This is a genomic window from Streptomyces sp. NPDC031365 (assembly GCF_055569765.1).
On sequence record NZ_JBVIIM010000024.1, the window covers coordinates 32249 to 50796 of the forward strand.

Here is an 18548-nt window from a genome sequence, read left to right on the forward strand (position 1 = left end):
AAAAAAAATAACATAAAACCCAAGGAGAAAGAGGAGAACCCCCAAGACGACCTGGTCCCCCCCTGTGCCCCTGCTTCCCCTCCCCCGGGGTGCACCCCCCCCGCCCCCCCCCCCCCCCCCCCCCCCAGTGCGGTCGGTCGAGCGGTATCAGTCGCGGCGGTTCTTCTTCGAGGCCGGGTCCTTGGCCTGCTTGTCGACCGCTGCCTGGGCCCGCTTGAGCCACTCCTTGGGCTGAATGCGCTTGGCCATCAATTCGTTGGAGGCGTTCTCGATGGCGGTGCCCATCTCGCTGTACCACTCGGTGTACAGGAAGCGGAAGGTGTTGTCGCCGGCCGCCTTGGATGCCTCGACGGTGGACTGGGTGCCCGGCCGCAGCTGCACGCCCGGGTCCACACCGTCCTTGAGGATGGTCAGCGAGTTCGCCTCCTTGGCGAACAGCGTCGACCATTCCTTGGAGAGCATCATCCGCATGAACTCCTTGGCCGCGGGCAGGTTCTTGGCCTTGGACGGGATGATGAAGGGCTCACCGGAGCCCGCCCGGATCGCCTCGAAGGGCAGCGCGCTGTCCGCCAGCAGCGGCATCGGCAGGAACTTCATGTCGAAGTCGGCCGGTGTCGTCTTGAGCTGCTCGTTCTCGATCCAGGAGCCACTGGTGATGAACGCGGCCTTGTACTGGTTCCAGCGGGTCTGCGACTCGGTGTGGGTCAGGCCGTTCGTACCGGGCATCAGATAGCCCTTCTCGACGACCTCGTAGACGGCCTCGACGGCCTCGGTGGCGGCGTCGGAGCCGACGAACGCCTTGGGGTCGAGGTTGTCGATCGCCTTCATGGCGTCCAGGCCGCCCTTCTTGGCGATCAGGTCCATGATGGCGACGTTGATGTAGTACGGGTACTTGCCCTGGTGCGCGAGGCCGCCGATGCCCTCCGCCTTGGCGTCCTTGCAGATGGCGAGGAAGTCGTCCCAGGTCTTGGGCGCCTCCCAGCCCTTCTCCTGGAAGAGCTTGCCGGAGTACCACAGCCCCCACACCGTGTAGATGTAGTTGAGGGCGACGAGCTTGCCCTCCTGCATGCCGGCGTCGAGCGTGCCGGGAATGAGGGTGTCGCGGACCTTCGTGTCCGGGTCGTCGACCGAAGGGGCGTCCAGCACTTCGGCGAGGTCGAGGAGCTGGCCGTTCTTGTGCAGGACGTCGATCGGGATCTGCTGGGCGCCGGAGTCGTCGACGATGTCCGGCGGATTGCCGGCGTTGAACCGCGGCTGGAGTTTGCCCGTGATCTCCTGGGTGCCGGTGTGGACGGAGGTGACACCCCGCTTCTTCTTGAAGTCGGCTTCCCACGCCTTGGCGTAGGCGTCGCCGTAGCCGCCCTTGAAGATGACGACGTCGAGCTTGCTGCCTTCCTTGACGCCGAAGGGGTTGGACTCGGACGTCTTTCCCTCGTTCTGGCCGGAGTCGCCGTCCCCGCCCCCGCTGGCACACGCGGACAGGAAGCTCATCGCCGGTACCGAAACCAGACCGAGCGCGGCGGACCGCTTGATCAGTGCGCGGCGTCCCACGCCGGTCGTGCTGTTGTCACCGGTGCCGTTGTTCTCGGCGGAAGTGGATCCCATGCTCAAGTCCTCGCCTTCTCCAGGACTCAGGCGGTGAACCGGATCCTTCCCGGCACCGCGTTCGGGTCAAGCTGGGTCGTGCAGGAAGTGCGGCCGTACATGATCGGGTGCCGTGAAGATGCCCCGGAGTGCCGACAGGTATAGTCCACTTCACGCCGACGGAGCAAGATCAAATGCAAGGTTCCCCTCTGGTCTTTTCCGAGTTGAGACCTCACGGACATATGAGCCCCCCGGTGCGCTCCGCAGCGGAAAAGTCCCTGCCGCGAGAGCCGGATGCCGCATTCAACCCCTTGACACCATGGGCCACTTGACCCACTACTGGTCCTTGCGCACTGCGGTTGACAACGTTGTCCAGCGCCGGGAGGGTGCTCGCGCATGGAACAGAGGGTTCGGCACAGATGGAGCACGGCGGTCGTCGCGACGACCGCCTTCGCTTTGGCCGCTGGCTCACAGGGCATCGCTGTGGCGCTGCCCCAGGCACCGCCGAAAGCGGACCGTGATTTCGCGTCGTCGTTCGAGTCCGGGGACCCCGCCCCGGACTGGCAGAACACCGTCGAGACCACGCCGGGCGGCGAGAAGCGTGCCTCGGGTGTGGACGGTGGGTTCACGTCCGGCATCCCGGGCAATGTCACCGAGCACGTCACGGGGGTGCGCGCCAGCGGGGAGAACACGGGCGGCAAGGAGGTGAAGGGGAACCTCTTCGACGGCGAGTCCGCCACCAAGTGGCTGACCTTCGCGCCGACCGGCTGGATCGAGTTCGACCTCAACGAACCGAAGAAGATCGTCAAGTACGCCCTCACCTCGGCCAACGACCACGACGAGCGCGACCCACTGGACTGGACGCTGAAGGGTTCGGCGGACGGCGAGACCTGGCAGACCCTGGACACCCGCTCCGGACAGTCCTTCGAGGAGCGGTTCCAGACCAAGACGTACGAGCTCGCCGAGACGGCCGAGTTCTCGCACTGGCGGCTGGAGTTCACCAAGAACAACGGGGCGAACGACGCCCTCCAGCTCGCCGAGGTCCAGCTGTCCACCGGCGTCGCCGACCCGATACCCAAGGACATGCTCTCCCTCGTCGACGGCGGCCCGGCCGGCTCGCCGACGGCGAAGGCGGACGCCGGCTTCACCGGCAAGCGCGCCCTCAGGTACGCCGGCCGGCACACCACGGACGGCCGGGCGTACTCGTACAACAAGGTCTTCGACGTCGATGTGAAGGTCGAGCGCCGTACGGAGCTGTCGTACAAGATCTTCCCGTCGATGGCGGACCGGGACCTGGACTACGACGCCACCCATGTCTCCGTCGATCTGGCCTTCACGGACGGCACCTATCTGAGCGGCCTGAAGGCGACGGACCAGCACGGCTTCCCGCTGACGCCGCGCGGCCAGGGCGACTCCAAGGTGCTGTACGTCAACCAGTGGAACAGCGTGCGCTCCGCGATCGGCTCGGTGGCCGCCGGCAAGACCGTCGACCGGATCCTGGTGGCGTACGACTCCCCGAAGGGCCCGGCGAAGTTCCGCGGCTGGCTGGACGACGTGGCGCTGAAGCGGGTGCGGCCCGAACGGCCGAAGGCCCATCTGTCCGACTACGCGGTGACGACCCGGGGCACCAACTCCAGCGGCGCCTTCTCGCGCGGCAACACCTTCCCCGCGACGGCCGTACCGCACGGGTTCAACTTCTGGACCCCGGTCACCAACGCCAGATCGACGAGCTGGCTGTACGACTACGCGAGCGGCAACAACGACGACAACCTCCCGACGATCCAGGCGTTCAGCGCGAGCCACGAGCCCAGCCCTTGGATGGGCGACCGGCAGACCTTCCAGGTGATGCCGTCGGTCGCCTCCGGCACCCCGGACCTCGGCCGTGAGGCACGCGAGCTGGCCTTCCGGCATGAGAACGAGACCGCGCGGCCGTACTACTACGGGGTGCGGTTCGAGAACGGCGTGAAGGCCGAGATGACGCCGACGGACCACGCGGCGATGATGCGCTTCACCTTCCCCGGTGACGACGCGAGCGTGCTGTTCGACAACGCCGGCGACGAGAACATCCCCGACCGGGGCGGTCTGACCCTCGACAAGGACAACGGCACCTTCACCGGGTACTCGGACGTCAAGTCCGGCGGGTCCACGGGGGCGACCCGGCTGTTCGTCCACGGCGAGTTCGACAGCTCGGTCACCGGCGGTGACTCCAGCGGCCTCAAGGGCCACCTGCGCTTCGACGCCGGCCGGGACCGTACGGTGACGCTGCGCCTGGCCACCTCGCTGATCAGCGTCGACCAGGCGAAGGACAACCTGCGCCGGGAGCTGCCGGACCGCACCTCCTTCGACACGGTCAAGCGGAACGCCCAGCGCCAGTGGGACCGGATCCTCGGCAAGGTCGAGGTCGAGGGCGCCACCGAGGACCAGCTGACCACGCTGTACTCCAGCCTCTACCGGCTGTACCTGTACCCGAACTCGGGCCACGAGAAGGTGGACGGAAAGTACCGGTACGCCTCTCCCTTCTCGAAGGCGGAAGGGCCCGACACCCCGACACACACCGGCGCGAAGATCGTCGACGGCAAGGTGTACGTCAACAACGGTTTCTGGGACACCTACCGGACCACCTGGCCGGCGTACTCCTTCCTGACCCCGTCCAAGGCCGCCGAGCTGGCGGACGGCTTCGTGCAGCACTACAAGGACGGCGGCTGGACCTCCCGCTGGTCCTCCCCCGGCTACGCGGACCTGATGACCGGCACCTCCTCGGACGTCGCGTTCGCGGACGCGTACGTCAAGGGCGTCGACCTCGACGCGGAGGCGGCGTACGACGCGGCGGTGAAGAACGCCACCGTCGTGCCCCCGTCCTCCGGTGTGGGCCGCAAGGGCATGGCCACCTCGCCCTTCCTCGGCTACACGAGCACCGAGACGCACGAGGGCCTGTCGTGGGCGCTGGAGGGCTTCCTCAACGACTACGGCATCGCGAAGATGGGCGAGGCCCTGTACAAGAAGACCGGCGAGAAGCGCTACAAGGAGGAGGCCGCGTACTTCCTCGACCGCGCCCAGGACTACGTCAACCTCTTCGACTCCGAGGCCGGGTTCTTCCAGGGCCGGAACCTCAAGGGCGACTGGCGGGTCGAGTCCTCCGAGTACGACCCGCGCATCTGGGGCTACGACTACACCGAGACCAACGGCTGGGGCTACGCCTTCACCGCCGCGCAGGACAGCCGCGGTCTGGCCAACCTGTACGGCGGGCGCGAGGGCCTCGGCGACAAGCTCGACGAGTACCTGTCCACACCCGAGACGGCCGCCCCGGAGCTCAAGGGCTCCTACGGCGGGGTCATCCACGAGATGATCGAGGCGCGCGACGTCCGGATGGGCATGTACGGCCACTCCAACCAGGTGGCCCACCACGCGCTGTACATGTACGACGCGGCCGGGCAGCCCTGGAAGACACAGGCGAGCGTGCGCGAGGTGCTGTCCCGCCTCTACACGGGCAGCGAGATCGGCCAGGGCTACCACGGCGACGAGGACAACGGCGAGCAGTCGGCCTGGTACCTGTTCTCCTCGCTCGGCTTCTACCCGCTGGTCATGGGCAGCGGCGAGTACGCCATCGGCTCCCCGCTGTTCACGAAGACGACCGTGCACCTGGAGAACGGTCGCGAGCTGGTCGTCAAGGCGCCGAAGAACAGCGCGAAGAACGTGTACGTGCAGGGCCTGAAGGTCAACGGCAAGCGCTGGAACTCCACTTCGCTGCCACACTCGGTGATCGCCAGGGGCGGTGTCCTGGAGTTCGACATGGGCCCGCGTCCGTCGTCGTGGGGCACGGGCAAGAACGCGGCGCCCGTGTCGATCACCCAGGACGACGAGATTCCCACGCCCCGCGAGGACGTGCTGAAGGGCGAGGGCGAACTGTTCGACAACACGTCGGCGACCGGCTCCACGGTGTCCACCGTGGAGCTCCCCGTCACCGGGGACACCAAGGCGGTGCAGTACACGCTGACCTCCTCGGACCACACCAAGGCGCCCACGGGCTGGGTGCTCCAGGGTTCGGCCGACGGGGAGACGTGGACGGACCTGGACCGGCGGACGGACGAGTCCTTCCGCTGGGACCGGCAGACCCGCGCCTTCTCGGTGGACCGTCCGAAGACCTACGGCCACTACCGGCTGGTGCTGACCGGTGAGGCGACACTGACGGAGGTGGAACTGCTGAGCTGACCACTGCTCACATGGCGGGTCCGGGCACCGTCCGGGCCCGCCTTCTCCATGGCTTTCCCCAGGCCGACAGGTACCTCTCCCGTCCCCGGTGCATCAGAATGGGAGGCCGGCTCCCGGTGCTCTCCGGGCGGCTTCCTCCGACCGCGAGGGGCGAGCGGGGATGACGGACTCCGGGGACTTCGACGCGGCCTGGCTGCCGACGGCCGCGTTCCGGGCGGTCGGCAGCCGTCGCTCGCTGACACGCGGTGGGGCGGCACCGCTGGTGGAGACGGTGCGCGGTGAACTGGCGGACGCCTGCGAGAGGTTCGGGGGGCAGGTCGTACGGGACGGCGAGGACGCGGAGCTGGTTCTTGAACTGGCCGACGACAAACGGCTCGGCGACGAGGGGTTCGCGATCAAACGCCGGGCCGGCACCACGACCGTGTCCGCGTCCGGCGGACGCGGACTGCTGTACGGCCTGTTCCACGTCGTACGACTCGGGGAGGAGGCCTTCACCGGGGAGCGCGACCGGGAGGTCCACCGTCCGGCGCTCGCGACGCGCATGCTGGACCACTGGGACAACGTGGCCGTGCACCCGGTCATGGGCCAGGTCGAGCGCGGCTACGCGGGCGGATCACTGTTCTGGGCGGACGGACGGGCACGCGGCGACCTGCGCCGGGTGCGGGCGTACGGCAGGCTGCTCGCCGCGTGCGGGATCAACGCCGTCGCCGTCAACAACGTCAATGTGCACGAGACCGAGGCACACCTGCTCACCGACCGGATCGGCGAAGTGGCCGCGATCGCGGACGTGTTGCGCCCGTACGGCATCCGGACACATCTGTCGGTGACCTTCGCCGCGCCGACGGTGCTCGGCGGCCTGCCCACGAGCGACCCGCTGGACGAGGCGGTGCGCGGATGGTGGGCGGAGGCGACCCGCGGGGTGTACGACGAGATCGGTGACTTCGGCGGGTACGTGGTCAAGGCCGACTCGGAGGGCCGGCCCGGCCCGTTCGCGTACGGCCGTTCGCACGCCGACGGTGCGAACATGCTGGCCGCCGCGCTGGAGCCGTACGGCGGCACGGTGCACTGGCGGGCCTTCGTCTACGACCACCGCCAGGACTGGCGGGATCGCAGCACCGACCGGGCGCGGGCCGCGTACGACCACTTCACGCCGCTGGACGGCGAGTTCGCGCCCAACGCGGTGCTCCAGGTCAAGCACGGGCCGATGGACTTCCAGGTGCGTGAGCCCCTCTCCCCGCTGATCGGCGCGATGCCGGACACCCGGCTCGCGGTGGAACTGCAGGTCACGCAGGAGTACACCGGGCAGCAGCAGCACGCGTGCTGGCTGGGTCCGATGTGGAGGGAGGCACTGCGGTTCCGTCCGGACGGCGAGGTGAGCGCCGGGCGGCTGGCGGACGGGCTCGTGGCCGTGTCGAACGCCGGTGACGACCCGTTCTGGACCGGTCATCCCCTCGCCCAGGCCAACCTCTACACCTTCGGGCGGCTGGCCTGGGACCCGGTGGCGGACCCTGGGACCATCCTCGACGAGTGGATCGCGCTGACCCATCCGGGAGCGGAGGAACGGCTGGCCGACGGTCTGCGCGCGGTACTCGCCGGCTCCTGGTCGACGTACGAGAAGTACACCGCCCCGCTCGGGGTGGGTTTCATGGTGCAGCCGGGGCACCACTACGGGCCGAGTGTCGACGGCTACGAGTACAGCCCGTGGGGCACCTATCACTTCGCCGACCGGGACGGCGTCGGCGTGGACCGCAGCACGGCGACCGGCACCGGGTACGCCGGTCAGTACGCGGGGCCGTGGGCCGAGGTGTACGGGTCGCCGGACACCTGCCCGGACGAACTGCTGCTCTTCTTCCACCATGTGCCCTACGGCCATGTGCTGCACAGCGGCAAGACCGTGATCCAGCACATCTACGACACCCATTTCGAGGGCGTCGAGGAGGCCGAGGAGGCGCGCCGGGTGTGGGCGGGCCTCGCGGACCTGATGGACCCGGCGCGTCATGCGCGGGTGGCGGAGCGGTTCGAGGAGCAGCTGCGCAGTGCCCGCGAGTGGCGCGACCAGGTCAACAGCTACTTCCTGCGCAAGTCGGGGGTCCCGGACGATCGGGGACGCACCATTCACTGAGGCCGCGGGACTGCCATGCCGAGCGGGTCGGGGGTCAACAGGCGGTGGTCCTCCTCCCCCGCGTCCTCGGGCCGTTGCTCCGGGTCGTGGTCACCGTCGTGGGGATCCACGGGGTGCGGGGCGCCGTCACGCCGTGAAGTGCTCCTCGGTGTCGGCGATCACCGATCGGCTGCTGTGCAGCAGGGAGAGCAGCAGCGGGGCGGCGAGCAGGGCGGGCAGGGCCTCGGTGAGCAGGGCGGTGCCGGCGGCCGTCAGGATCAGCAGTGAGAGGGCGCCGAGGGTGGCTCGGGGGTGCCGGAACAGGAAGTACCCGGCGAGGCGGGCGATGTCGCGGGCGCGGAAGGTGAACAGGGCGGTGAGCACCAGGGCGTGCGCCCCCCACAGGAGGGAGCCGGTGCCGATCAGCGCGAGCAGGGCCGCCCACCAGCCGGGCAGTCCGGTGGCGGAGAAGTGGGTGAGGGTGAAGGCGATCACCGTGAGCCAGGTGAGCAGCGGCGCCCACAGTCGCAGTACGGGGCGGGCGTTGCTCCGCAAGCCGCGCCGGAAGGCGCGGGCGGGGTGGAGGTCGGTGAGGTCGGTGCTGCGGTGGTGCAGGGCGTAGAGGGCGGCGGAGACGGCCGGGCCCAGGGGCAGCAGGCAGACGGCGGCGAGGGGGAGGTTGGCGGGGTCGGGTGCGAGGAGGACGAGACCGGCGAGGCCCGGAGCAGCGGTGAGCAGCAGCAGGGCCTCGACGGTGACCAGGGTGTGGATCAGGGCGGCGGCGCGGGACAGCAGTTCTTCAGGCCGAGGCTGGTGGAGATCGTCTTCTCCGACTCGATGTTCTGGCGCAACTACGGCAACACCGTCCTGTACACGGTGGTCTCCACCGCCGTCGCCATGGTGCTCATGCCCCCGGATGAACTGGCACACCACCGCCCGGACATCGACGAGCCCCCGGACTTCGACGCTCCCGCGGTCCGCGGTCTGCTCGACCCGCGGGACTACCACTACCGCCGGCTGATCACCGACGCGGTCCGCGCGGTGGCGGCCGTACGGACACTGCCGGGGGTGGACGCCTCCCGGGTCGCGGCGGCGGGCAACAGCCAGGGCGGCGGGCTCGCACTGGCGGTGGCCGGCCTGGTACCGGATCTGGCGGCCGTCCTGGCCACCGCACCACTGCTGTGCGGCATCCGCCGCGCCCTCGACCTCACCGACCTGTCCCCGTACGGCGAGATCACCGCCTATCTCTCGGTGCACCGCGGCGCCGAGGAGGCCGCCCACCGCACCCTCTCCTACGTCGAGGGCGTCTCCTTCGCCCGCCGCGCGCACGCTCCGGCCCACTTCGGGGTCGGTCTGCGGGACACGGTCTGCCCGCCGAGCGGGGCGTACGCGGCCTTCAACCGCTACGCGGAGCGGGCGGACGCGACCCCGGAGAAGGTGCTCCATGCCTATCCGTTCAACGGACACGAGGGGGGCGACGCGGTGCACGTGCGGCGCCAACTGGACTGGCTTGAGGGCGTGTTGGGCGACAGACGGGGTGGGCGGCACCGATGACCGCCGAGCACGCCGTCGGGGCCGCCCGTGGAGGTCCCGCCGTCGGTCCCGCGCGGACGGGAGTCCGACGACAGAAGCCGGCGGTTCAGCCGGTCCGGCAGGGCAGGAACGTGGTACGGACCCCGCCGGAGCCGGAGGACACGTAGCCGAAGGCCGCGCCCTCCCCCGGAGCCGGGGAGCCGTCGTGACCCACGGTGTGAACCATCACGTCCAGGCCGCCGTAGCCGGCGTCGCCGCTCCACAGGCTGTCGGCCGTCCGGCCGTCCGGTGACATCCCGTCGGCCGTCCACCCCGCCAACGCGTCCGGCCGGCACAGGAAGGCACGGCTGCCGGGCGTCAGAAGGGTGCCGTGGGCGCCCGCCGCCCCGCCCGCGGTGATCACCAGGCCGATGGCCGGGAGGGCGGCGAGCAGGGAGACCAGGACGAGGAACAGGACTCTGGTGCGAGTGGGGAGCGCCGGCCGGGGAGCCGCGCCGCGCCCGGATCTTGTCGCGATCAAGACATACCTGCCCGTGACTGTGGGGGTGCCGGACCGTGCAGGGGTGCGGAGGGCGGGCGAGGTGGCAGTGCGCCGACGGCGGGTTCCGGTCCGCCGACGTATGGGAGCGCTCCCACCTCGTCCGTGCTGGGACGGTAGCGCCGGGCGGCGCGGTTGTAAACGGGTGCCACCGTGGAGAGTTGGCCCGCCGGTCAGTCAGGGGTGTCGAGCAGCCACTCGATGTCGTCGCCCGCCGGCCCTCCTTCGAGGATGCGGACGACCTCCGCCAGCACCCGGTCCCCGCCCGGAACGTTCAGCGCCGCCCGCACGATGCTCACCGCGTCCTCCCGCAAACGGGTGCCTCGCAGATCGACCGGGCGTCCCAGCTGCTCCGCCAGCACCGCCGCGAACTGCGCCCTGCCCTGCGGCGTCTCCATGCAGGACAGCTCGCACAGCCCATCGGTGAGCAGCGACAGCCGCAGCAGGCCCTGTGGCCGGCGGTCGCCCGGCGGGGGTCCGCCGGAACCCGCGCGGGGACCGTCCGCCCGGGAGCCGGGGACGAGCCGGCGCGGTGCGCGGGGCGTCAGGCGGCCCTCCGGCCGGGCTCCCGGGACCGGCCGCGCCGCGGGGCGGTCGTACGGCGTGAGCCTGCGGCGTACCTCGGCGGCGGCCGAGTGCCCCTCGAAGACCTCGATCACCGACAGCAGCGCGCTCGTCCCGTCTTCCTGGTTCAGCGCGGTCCGTACGATCGCGACCACGTCCTCCCGTTGCCGGGCGCCCCGCAGATCGACCCGCCGGGCGAGCACGTCACCCAGTACCGCCGCGAACTGCGTCCGGCTTCCCGCGTCCTCCATGCACGACAGTCCGGTCAGCGCCTCGGTGAGCGCCAGCAGCGGTGCCCACGGTTCCAGCGGCCGCTCGGGTACCGGGCGTTCGGCAGGCGACGGGACGAGGGCGGGGGCGGGGGGCGACGGGGCGTTGGGGGAACCGGAGGACGACGGGAGGGAGGCGGAACCGGAGAGTGACGGGGCCGGTGCCGGGCCGGAGGGCGACGGGGCGGGCGCGGGGCCGGAGGGCGACGGGGCGGGCGCGGGGCCTGCCTCCTGCACCCGGCCGTGCGGCAGGGCGGGCAGGACCGACCGGGCCACCACGACCCGGTGCTCCACCTCGGCCCACATCTGCGGGCGCTGCCTGGCACCGGAGTCCCGCAGTTCCTCGTACACGTAGTCGTAGAGCTCGTGCACGTCGATCACGCCGTTCCGGTCGCGGTCCGCCGCGCCGCTGCGCAGGCCCTTGACGAGGGCTCCGGTAAACCGGGAGGGCTCGGGGTCCAGTTCGGTGACCCGCTCGCCCTCCCACGCGTACTCGGTGCGGTTGGTCGCGGTGAGCACCACGCGCCCGTGCCCGGCCAGTTCGTCCTTGACGTGGACCGTGGTGTCACCCTTGCTGCCGGCCAGGAAGGCACCGCTGTAACAGCAGTCCAGGAGCAGGACGATCGACCGCGCCCGGCACAGGTGCATCTGCCGTCGCACGAACTGGGCGGGGACCGAGGTGGAGGCCGGCAGCCGCTGGTCGGTGTCGGCGGCCGCGAAGTGCAGTTCACCGTTGTCGTTCTTGAGACCGTGGCAGGAGATGTGCAGCAGGAGCAGGTCGTCCCGGCGGCGGTCGAGGAAGAACCGCTCGATGGCCTGGGCCACCTCGTGATGGGCACGGTCGACGACCATGCCGACCTCGAAGTCACCGATCCGCGGGTCCTCGAGCACCTCCGCCAGTGCCCGGGCGTCCCTGGCGGGCGAACGCAGTTGCCCCAGGGCGTGGCTGTCGTAGGTGCCCGTCGCGACGAGCAGGGCGTGGCGGCCTTCGGGCATGGTCGTACGTCCGTCAGTCGCCCTGGCCGTCGGCCGGTTCCGGCTCATGACCGTGCGCGGCCAGGAAGGCGTCGATGAGCCGTTTCTGGTCGGCGGAGGAGACGGCCTCCAGGTCCAGGCTGTCCTCGCCCAGGGTGATGCTGACCGTGCGCACCGGACGGGTCTCGATCCACGTCCGCACCAGGTCGAGCACCGACCGCAGCAGGAAGGGTGCCGCGGTCACGGCGAGCGCGCCGACCGCGATCGCGTCCACGGGCTTCGCCCCGTCGGGGACGCTCCCGGAGCGGTTCAGTTCGACACCGTCGACGTCCAGTTCGAGCAGCCGCTCACGCAACTGGAGCGTCAGCGCGTCGAGTTCTTCCTGGTCACTGTCCCGACTGCCCGCCAGGACAAGATGCAAGCGCTCCGTGCCGCCCACCGCCACCCCCGTCATCCGGTGAGGCTTCAGCGTACAACGGGGACGACGACGGGGGCCGCATCCCCGGCGCGGGAATGCGGCCCCTCGACTGCCCTGCCCTGCCGCCTACTTGCGGATCAGGCTGCGCAGCACGTACTGCAGGATGCCGCCGTTGCGGTAGTAGTCCGCCTCACCGGGGGTGTCGATGCGGACGACCGCGTCGAACTCGACACCCGTGTCGGTGGTGACCTTCACCGTGCGCGGGGTGGTGCCCTCGTTGAGCTCGGTGACGCCGGAGACGGAGAAGGACTCCTCGCCGGTCAGGCCGAGGGACTCGGCGGTGTGGCCCTCCGGGAACTGCAGCGGCAGGACGCCCATGCCGATGAGGTTCGAGCGGTGGATGCGCTCGTACGACTCGGCGATGACGGCCTTGACGCCGAGCAGCGCGGTGCCCTTGGCGGCCCAGTCGCGGGACGAGCCGGAGCCGTACTCCTTGCCGGCCAGGACGACCAGCGGGATGCCCTGCTCGATGTAGTTGCGGGAGGCGTCGTAGATGAACGACACCGGGCCGTCCGCCTGCGTGAAGTCGCGGGTGTAGCCACCCTCGGTGCCCGGCGCGATCTGGTTGCGCAGGCGGATGTTGGCGAACGTACCGCGGATCATGACCTCGTGGTTGCCGCGGCGCGAGCCGTAGCTGTTGAAGTCGCGGCGCTCGATGCCGTGCTCCGTGAGGTACTTGCCGGCCGGGGTGTCGGCCTTGATCGCACCGGCCGGGGAGATGTGGTCGGTGGTGACCGAGTCGCCGAGCTTGGCGAGGACGCGGGCGCCGGAGATGTCCTCGACCGGGGCCGGCTCCATGCCCATGCCCTCGAAGTACGGGGGCTTGCGCACGTAGGTGGACTCGGCGTCCCACTCGAAGGTGTCGCCGGTCGGGATGGACAGCGCCTGCCACTGGGCGTCACCGGCGAAGACGTCGGCGTAGGACTTGGAGAACATGTCCTCGCCGATGGCGTTCGCCACGACGTCGTTGACCTCGGCCTCGGAGGGCCAGATGTCCTTCAGGAAAACCGGGTTGTTGTCCTGGTCGTATCCGAGGGCCTCGCGGGTGATGTCCACCTTCATGGAACCGGCGAGGGCGTAGGCGACGACCAGCGGCGGGGACGCCAGGTAGTTCATCTTGACGTCGGGGTTGATCCGGCCCTCGAAGTTACGGTTGCCGGACAGCACCGAAGTGACCGCGAGGTCGTGCTCGTTGACGGCCTGGGAGACCTCCTCCGGCAGCGGGCCGGAGTTGCCGATGCAGGTGGTGCAGCCGTAACCGACCAGGTTGAAGCCGACCTTGTCGAGGTACGGGGTCAGGCCCGCCTTCTCGAAGTAGTCGGTGACGACCTTGGAGCCCGGGGCGAGGGTGGTCTTGACCCACGGCTTGCGGGTCAGGCCCTTCTCCACCGCCTTCTTGGCCACCAGCGCGGCGGCGACCATGACATACGGGTTGGAGGTGTTGGTGCAGGAGGTGATGGCCGCGACCGTCACCGCGCCGTGGTCGAGCGTGTAGGTCGTGCCGTCGGCGGCGGTGACCTCGACCGGGTGGGAGGGGGCACCGTTGGAGATCGCCGGGGAGTCCGAGGCCGGGAAGGACTCCTTGCTGGCCTCGTCGACGTCGCCGCCGTCCTTGACGTAGTTGCGTACGTCCTGGCTGAACTGGGCCTTGGCGTCGGCGAGGACGATACGGTCCTGCGGGCGCTTCGGGCCGGCGATCGACGGGACGACCGTGGACAGGTCCAGCTCGAGCTTCTCGGAGAAGTCCGGCTCGGCCTTCGGGTCCAGCCAGAGGCCCTGCTCCTTGGCGTACGCCTCGACGAGCGCGACCTGCTGCTGCGAACGGCCGGTCAGCCGCATGTAGTTCAGCGTCTCGTCGTCGATCGGGAAGATCGCGGCGGTGGAGCCGAACTCCGGCGACATGTTGCCGATGGTGGCGCGGTTGGCGAGGCTCGTGGCGGAGACGCCCTCGCCGTAGAACTCGACGAACTTGCCGACGACGCCGTGCTTGCGCAGCATCTCGGTGATGGTGAGCACGAGGTCGGTGGCGGTGGTGCCCGGCTTGAGCTCACCGGTGAGCTTGAAGCCGACGACGCGCGGGATCAGCATGGAGACCGGCTGGCCGAGCATGGCGGCCTCGGCCTCGATGCCGCCGACTCCCCAGCCGAGGACGCCGAGGCCGTTGACCATGGTGGTGTGCGAGTCGGTGCCGACCAGGGTGTCGGGGTAGGCCTTGCCGTCACGGGTCATGACGACGCGGGCCAGGTGCTCGATGTTCACCTGGTGGACGATGCCGGTGCCGGGCGGGACGACCTTGAACTCGTCGAACGCGGTCTGGCCCCAGCGCAGGAACTGGTAGCGCTCCTTGTTGCGGCCGTACTCCAGGTCGACGTTCTGCTTGAAGGCGTCGTTGGTGCCGAACTTGTCGGCGATGACGGAGTGGTCGATGACCAGCTCGGCGGGCGCCAGCGGGTTGATCTTCGCCGCGTCACCGCCGAGCTCCTTGACGGCCTCACGCATCGTGGCGAGGTCGACGACACAGGGCACGCCGGTGAAGTCCTGCATGATCACGCGCGCGGGCGTGAACTGGATCTCCTGCGACGGCTGCGCCTGCGAGTCCCAGCCGCCCAGGGCACGGATGTGGTCGGCGGTGATGTTGGCGCCGTCCTCGGTGCGGAGCAGGTTCTCCAGCAGCACCTTCAGGCTGTAGGGAAGGCGCGCGGAGCCCTCGACCTTGTCCAGCCGGAAGATCTCGTACGACTCGTCGCCCACCTGCAGCGTGCTGCGGGCGTCGAAGCTGTTCGCCGACACGACAGTCTCCTTCATTGATGTGCGCGTACGTACCACCGCATCCTGCCGCCACGCCGCCCTGGCCAATCCGCTAAGGTAAGGCTTACTTAGGTGACCCTCACCAGGGTGGCGGCTGCGGTGCGCCTCGGCAGATATCTCGATGTCGAGATAACTCTAGTACACGCGGACGGAATGGTCATGCCCGGGCCCGGTTGACCCCGCCCGTCAAGGCGCCGACCGATAAGAACCAGGTCGCTCGGACCGCTGCCGCCAGTCAACCCGCTCGCGAGCGTGATCGCACCGGGGTGCGGCCACCCGCCCCACGCACGGTTCGGCCGTCGGTGGAGACGGTTGGCCTTCCCGGGTACCCGGACAGCGCGCGGACATGGTCGACCGGCACGCCCTTCACGCCGGCGGAATCCGGCTCGCCGCCGGACCTCCGGTCCGCCGGAAGCCCGGCCGCTCGCCCCGCTGCACGCGCTCGGCAGGGTCGCGGCGGACTGGGACGTGACCGTGGCCGCCAGGGCGCCCTGCAGGGGGGACCGTGAGCGATGCCGGACTCCGGCGGCGACTTGCCATCAGCACGCCCGAACGGGGTAACCGTGTGAGACGAAGTCAGTTCCGGACGCAAGAACAGGAGACAGGAATGCCGCTCACGTTTCGCAAGAGTTTCCGGATCCTTCCGGGAGTGCGGCTGAACATCAACAAGCGGTCGTGGTCCATCACCACCGGCGGCAGGAACGGACCCCGTCACACCCGAAGCAGTACGGGACGTCGTACGACATCAATGGATTTGCCCGGACCTTTCGGATGGCGACGGACCAGCGGGACCCGGCGGACCAGGGGACACTGACATCACATCACCCGAATGAACCCCCCAAGAGGTGCCATCTCATATCTGAGATAGCCTCAACCTCATGGCAGACGACTACCTCGTACGCATCGGCAAGCTCATCCGCGACGCCCGACAGCACCGCGGCTGGACGCAGACGCAACTCGCCGAGGCGCTCGGTACCAGCCAGAGCGCCGTCAACCGCATCGAACGCGGCAACCAGAACATCAGCCTTGAGATGATCGCCCGTATCGGCGAGGCGCTGGACAGCGAGATCGTCTCCCTGGGCTACGCCGGCCCGATGCATCTGCGCGTGGTGGGCGGCCGGCACCTCTCCGGCTCCATCGACGTCAAGACGAGCAAGAACGCGTGCGTGGCACTGCTGTGCGCCTCACTGCTCAACAGCGGGCGCACGGTGCTGCGCCGCGTCGCCCGTATCGAGGAGGTCTACCGCCTGCTGGAGGTGCTGAACTCCATCGGTGTGCGCACCCGCTGGATCAACGAAGGTGTCGACCTGGAGATCGTGCCGCCGGCCGAGCTGGACCTCGCGGCCATCGACGCGGACGCCGCCCGCCGCACCCGCTCCATCATCATGTTCCTCGGCCCCCTGCTGCACCGTGCGGACCGCTTCATGCTGCCGTACGCCGGCGGCTGCGACCTCGGGACGCGCACCGTCGAGCCGCACATGATCGCGCTGCGCCGGTTCGGCCTGGACATCGCCGCCACCGAGGGCCAGTACCACGCGGTGGTCGACCGCTCCGTCGCCCCCGACCGCCCGATCGTGCTGACCGAGCGCGGGGACACCGTCACCGAGAACGCGCTGCTCGCCGCCGCCCGCCACGAAGGCACCACCGTCATCCGCAACGCCTCCTCCAACTACATGGTCCAGGACCTGTGCTTCTTCCTGGAGGCCCTGGGCGTCAAGGTCGACGGCATCGGCACCACCACGCTCACCGTGCACGGCATGCCCACCATCGACGTCGACGTCGACTACTCCCCCTCCGAGGACCCGGTCGAGGCGATGAGCCTGGTGGCCGCGGCGGTGGTGACGGAGTCCGAGCTGACGGTCCGCCGGGTCCCCATCGAGTTTCTGGAGATCGAGCTGGCGGTCCTGGAGGAGATGGGCCTCGACCACGACCGCACTCCGGAGTACTTCGCGGACAACGGCCGTACGCGCCTGGTGGACCTCACTGTCCGCCCCTCCAAACTGGAGGCGCCGATCGACAAGATCCACCCGATGCCGTTCCCGGGCCTGAACATCGACAACGTCCCGTTCTTCGCGGCGATCGCGGCGGTGGCCCAGGGCAAGACCCTCATCCACGACTGGGTCTATGACAACCGGGCGATCTACCTGACCGACCTCAACCGCCTCGGCGGCCGCCTTCAACTCCTGGACCCCCACCGCGTCCTGGTCGAGGGCCCGACCCGCTGGCGCGCCGCGGAGATGATGTGCCCGCCGGCCCTGCGCCCGGCCGTCGTCGTCCTGCTGGGGATGATGGCCGCGGAGGGCACGTCCGTCCTGCGCAACGTGTACGTCATCAACCGCGGTTACGAGGACCTGGCGGAGCGGCTGAACTCGATCGGGGCTCAGATCGAGATCTTCCGGGACATCTGAAGGATCGTCGGATAATGACTGACGAAACCTCTCTGACCTGCACCAATGCCCACCATCAGGAAGTGTGAGTGGACGTGTGCAGGTCAACACCGAGCAATATGAAGGGAGTTCGTTTCTCACGGCCGGACGACAGGACGTCCACGGCCGACACGCCGACTTCGGGAACCGCTGCCGTGACACGCCTCTGTTGAGTCAGACCGTGGCCGGACACCAGGCCGGCGGCACACCCCGAGCGGGCCAGCCCCGAGGGGCGGCAGGAACCTCACGAGCCATCCAACCCAGCGTCCTAATGGAACGCCACGAGCGGCCAACCCGACCGCCTCCGCTACGGCCCATACAAGTCGGAACCTCAGTGCTCCACCAGGAGACGCCGGCCGACTCTGCGCCACGCCCTGCCGGACGACTCCCATCCGACCACCGCCGGCAGCCGCGAGCACCGGGCGGGACGTGGGCATGAGCGGCTTGACGTGCGCGTGGCCAAGGCGTGGATCACCGTCACCCTCGCCGACGGCACCCGGCGCGCCGAGTTGTGGCGACTGCCGGCCGACGGGTGCTGCGCTCGCCAGCGTCCCCCGCCTCGAACAGGAGACCTTCGCGCTGTTGACGGCCCGCCAAGCGCTGGTCCCGGCGGCCGGTGACGGCACGATCGCCAGTGAGGGCGTGTTCGCGGCACCGTGTGGGCTTCGCCGTCCTGTTCCAAACCGCCGCCGCCCGGGGCATCACCGCCGCCGCCCCCGTGTCACTGCTCGGGACGACCGGGCGCGCCGTGCCGGACAACCTCCCGCCCGAGCGCCCCGTTGACGTGTGAAGGCCCGTTCCCGCAAGTCAGCGAGCAAGTACGGCTTCAGGCGAGGTGACCATCCGCGCACCGTCCAGGCATACGCACTGGACACTCGGGTGATCGAGAACGGACACCTCGACGACAGCGCCAACAGCTAAGCGCAACGGTGTTGCACGCAGCTGGACGCCATCCGTGACTCGTGCACGGTCCGCGTGCCGTCGTCGGCGCATTCGGCCGACTCTATGCGGGCCGGTCGCGCGGCCGTCAATACCTCGTCCACTGTCAGTGATCAGTGTCATC

Annotated in this window: 11 protein-coding genes and 1 pseudogene; 6 read left to right on the forward strand and 6 right to left on the reverse strand. The window is 69.6% G+C overall.

Annotated elements, in window-relative coordinates; translation table 11 throughout:
* Positions 1 to 147 precede the first annotated feature (147 nt).
* The gene (gene ngcE, locus ACZ5C2_RS28740; protein WP_468797595.1) at positions 148 to 1605 is read right to left on the reverse strand and encodes an N-acetylglucosamine/diacetylchitobiose ABC transporter substrate-binding protein; all 1458 of its coding nucleotides are present in this window, start codon (positions 1603 to 1605) and stop codon (positions 148 to 150) included.
* Positions 1606 to 1980: 375 nt separating this feature from the next.
* Between ngcE and ACZ5C2_RS28745 the strand changes: the two genes are divergently transcribed.
* Together ACZ5C2_RS28745 and ACZ5C2_RS28750 are read left to right on the forward strand one after the other, a co-directional pair.
* Positions 1981 to 5793: a GH92 family glycosyl hydrolase gene (locus tag ACZ5C2_RS28745; protein WP_468797598.1), complete on the forward strand. Its 3813-nt coding sequence runs from the start codon at positions 1981 to 1983 to the stop codon at positions 5791 to 5793.
* Positions 5794 to 5953: 160 nt separating this feature from the next.
* A complete protein-coding gene (locus ACZ5C2_RS28750) occupies positions 5954 to 7915 on the forward strand; it encodes an alpha-glucuronidase (protein WP_468797601.1) in 1962 nt (653 codons plus the stop codon).
* Between the two features lie 126 nt (positions 7916 to 8041).
* On the opposite strand, the gene ACZ5C2_RS28755 is transcribed toward ACZ5C2_RS28750, so the two are convergent.
* Positions 8042 to 8689: a hypothetical protein gene (locus tag ACZ5C2_RS28755; protein ID WP_468797786.1), complete on the reverse strand. Its 648-nt coding sequence runs from the start codon at positions 8687 to 8689 to the stop codon at positions 8042 to 8044.
* A gap of 146 nt (positions 8690 to 8835) precedes the next feature.
* Here ACZ5C2_RS28755 and ACZ5C2_RS28760 point away from each other — a divergent pair.
* Positions 8836 to 9448, forward strand: a pseudogene (locus ACZ5C2_RS28760) (acetylxylan esterase); the annotation flags it as partial.
* A gap of 85 nt (positions 9449 to 9533) precedes the next feature.
* On the opposite strand, the gene ACZ5C2_RS28765 reads toward ACZ5C2_RS28760, so the two are convergent.
* The 4 genes from ACZ5C2_RS28765 to acnA form a co-directional block, all read right to left on the reverse strand.
* On the reverse strand, positions 9534 to 9947 hold the full coding sequence (locus tag ACZ5C2_RS28765; RefSeq protein WP_468797604.1) for a hypothetical protein: 414 nt from the start codon (positions 9945 to 9947) through the stop codon (positions 9534 to 9536).
* Between the two features lie 191 nt (positions 9948 to 10138).
* Positions 10139 to 11794, reverse strand: coding sequence for a caspase, EACC1-associated type (locus ACZ5C2_RS28770; protein WP_468797607.1), 1656 nt, complete (start codon positions 11792 to 11794; stop codon positions 10139 to 10141).
* Positions 11795 to 11807: 13 nt separating this feature from the next.
* Positions 11808 to 12227 (reverse strand): hypothetical protein, encoded by a 420-nt coding sequence (locus ACZ5C2_RS28775; RefSeq protein ID WP_468797610.1) that lies wholly within the window; start codon positions 12225 to 12227, stop codon positions 11808 to 11810.
* 90 nt (positions 12228 to 12317) lie between these two features.
* On the reverse strand, positions 12318 to 15041 hold the full coding sequence (gene acnA, locus ACZ5C2_RS28780) for an aconitate hydratase AcnA (protein WP_468797613.1): 2724 nt from the start codon (positions 15039 to 15041) through the stop codon (positions 12318 to 12320).
* 625 nt (positions 15042 to 15666) lie between these two features.
* Here acnA and ACZ5C2_RS28785 point away from each other — a divergent pair.
* The 3 genes from ACZ5C2_RS28785 to ACZ5C2_RS28795 all read left to right on the forward strand — a co-directional run bounded on the left by ACZ5C2_RS28785 (position 15667) and on the right by ACZ5C2_RS28795 (position 18406).
* Positions 15667 to 15873 carry a DUF4236 domain-containing protein gene (locus ACZ5C2_RS28785; protein ID WP_468797616.1) on the forward strand — a complete coding sequence of 69 codons (207 nt, stop codon included), beginning with the start codon at positions 15667 to 15669 and terminating at the stop codon, positions 15871 to 15873.
* Between the two features lie 64 nt (positions 15874 to 15937).
* Positions 15938 to 17467: a helix-turn-helix domain-containing protein gene (locus ACZ5C2_RS28790; protein ID WP_468797619.1), complete on the forward strand. Its 1530-nt coding sequence runs from the start codon at positions 15938 to 15940 to the stop codon at positions 17465 to 17467.
* An 804-nt stretch (positions 17468 to 18271) separates the two neighbouring features.
* The gene (locus ACZ5C2_RS28795; protein WP_468797622.1) at positions 18272 to 18406 is read left to right on the forward strand and encodes a hypothetical protein; all 135 of its coding nucleotides are present in this window, start codon (positions 18272 to 18274) and stop codon (positions 18404 to 18406) included.
* The last annotated feature ends 142 nt before the right edge of the window (positions 18407 to 18548 follow it).

Excerpts from the sequence above, each read along its gene's own strand:
- ngcE (WP_468797595.1), bottom strand. The coding sequence starts at position 1,605 with ATGGGATCCACTTCCGCCGAGAACAACGGCACCGGTGACAACAGCACG.
- ACZ5C2_RS28745 (WP_468797598.1), top strand. The coding sequence starts at position 1,981 with ATGGAACAGAGGGTTCGGCACAGATGGAGCACGGCGGTCGTCGCGACG.
- ACZ5C2_RS28750 (WP_468797601.1), top strand. The coding sequence starts at position 5,954 with ATGACGGACTCCGGGGACTTCGACGCGGCCTGGCTGCCGACGGCCGCG.
- ACZ5C2_RS28770 (WP_468797607.1), bottom strand. The coding sequence starts at position 11,794 with ATGCCCGAAGGCCGCCACGCCCTGCTCGTCGCGACGGGCACCTACGAC.
- ACZ5C2_RS28775 (WP_468797610.1), bottom strand. The coding sequence starts at position 12,227 with ATGACGGGGGTGGCGGTGGGCGGCACGGAGCGCTTGCATCTTGTCCTG.
- ACZ5C2_RS28785 (WP_468797616.1), top strand. The coding sequence starts at position 15,667 with ATGCCGCTCACGTTTCGCAAGAGTTTCCGGATCCTTCCGGGAGTGCGG.
- ACZ5C2_RS28790 (WP_468797619.1), top strand. The coding sequence starts at position 15,938 with ATGGCAGACGACTACCTCGTACGCATCGGCAAGCTCATCCGCGACGCC.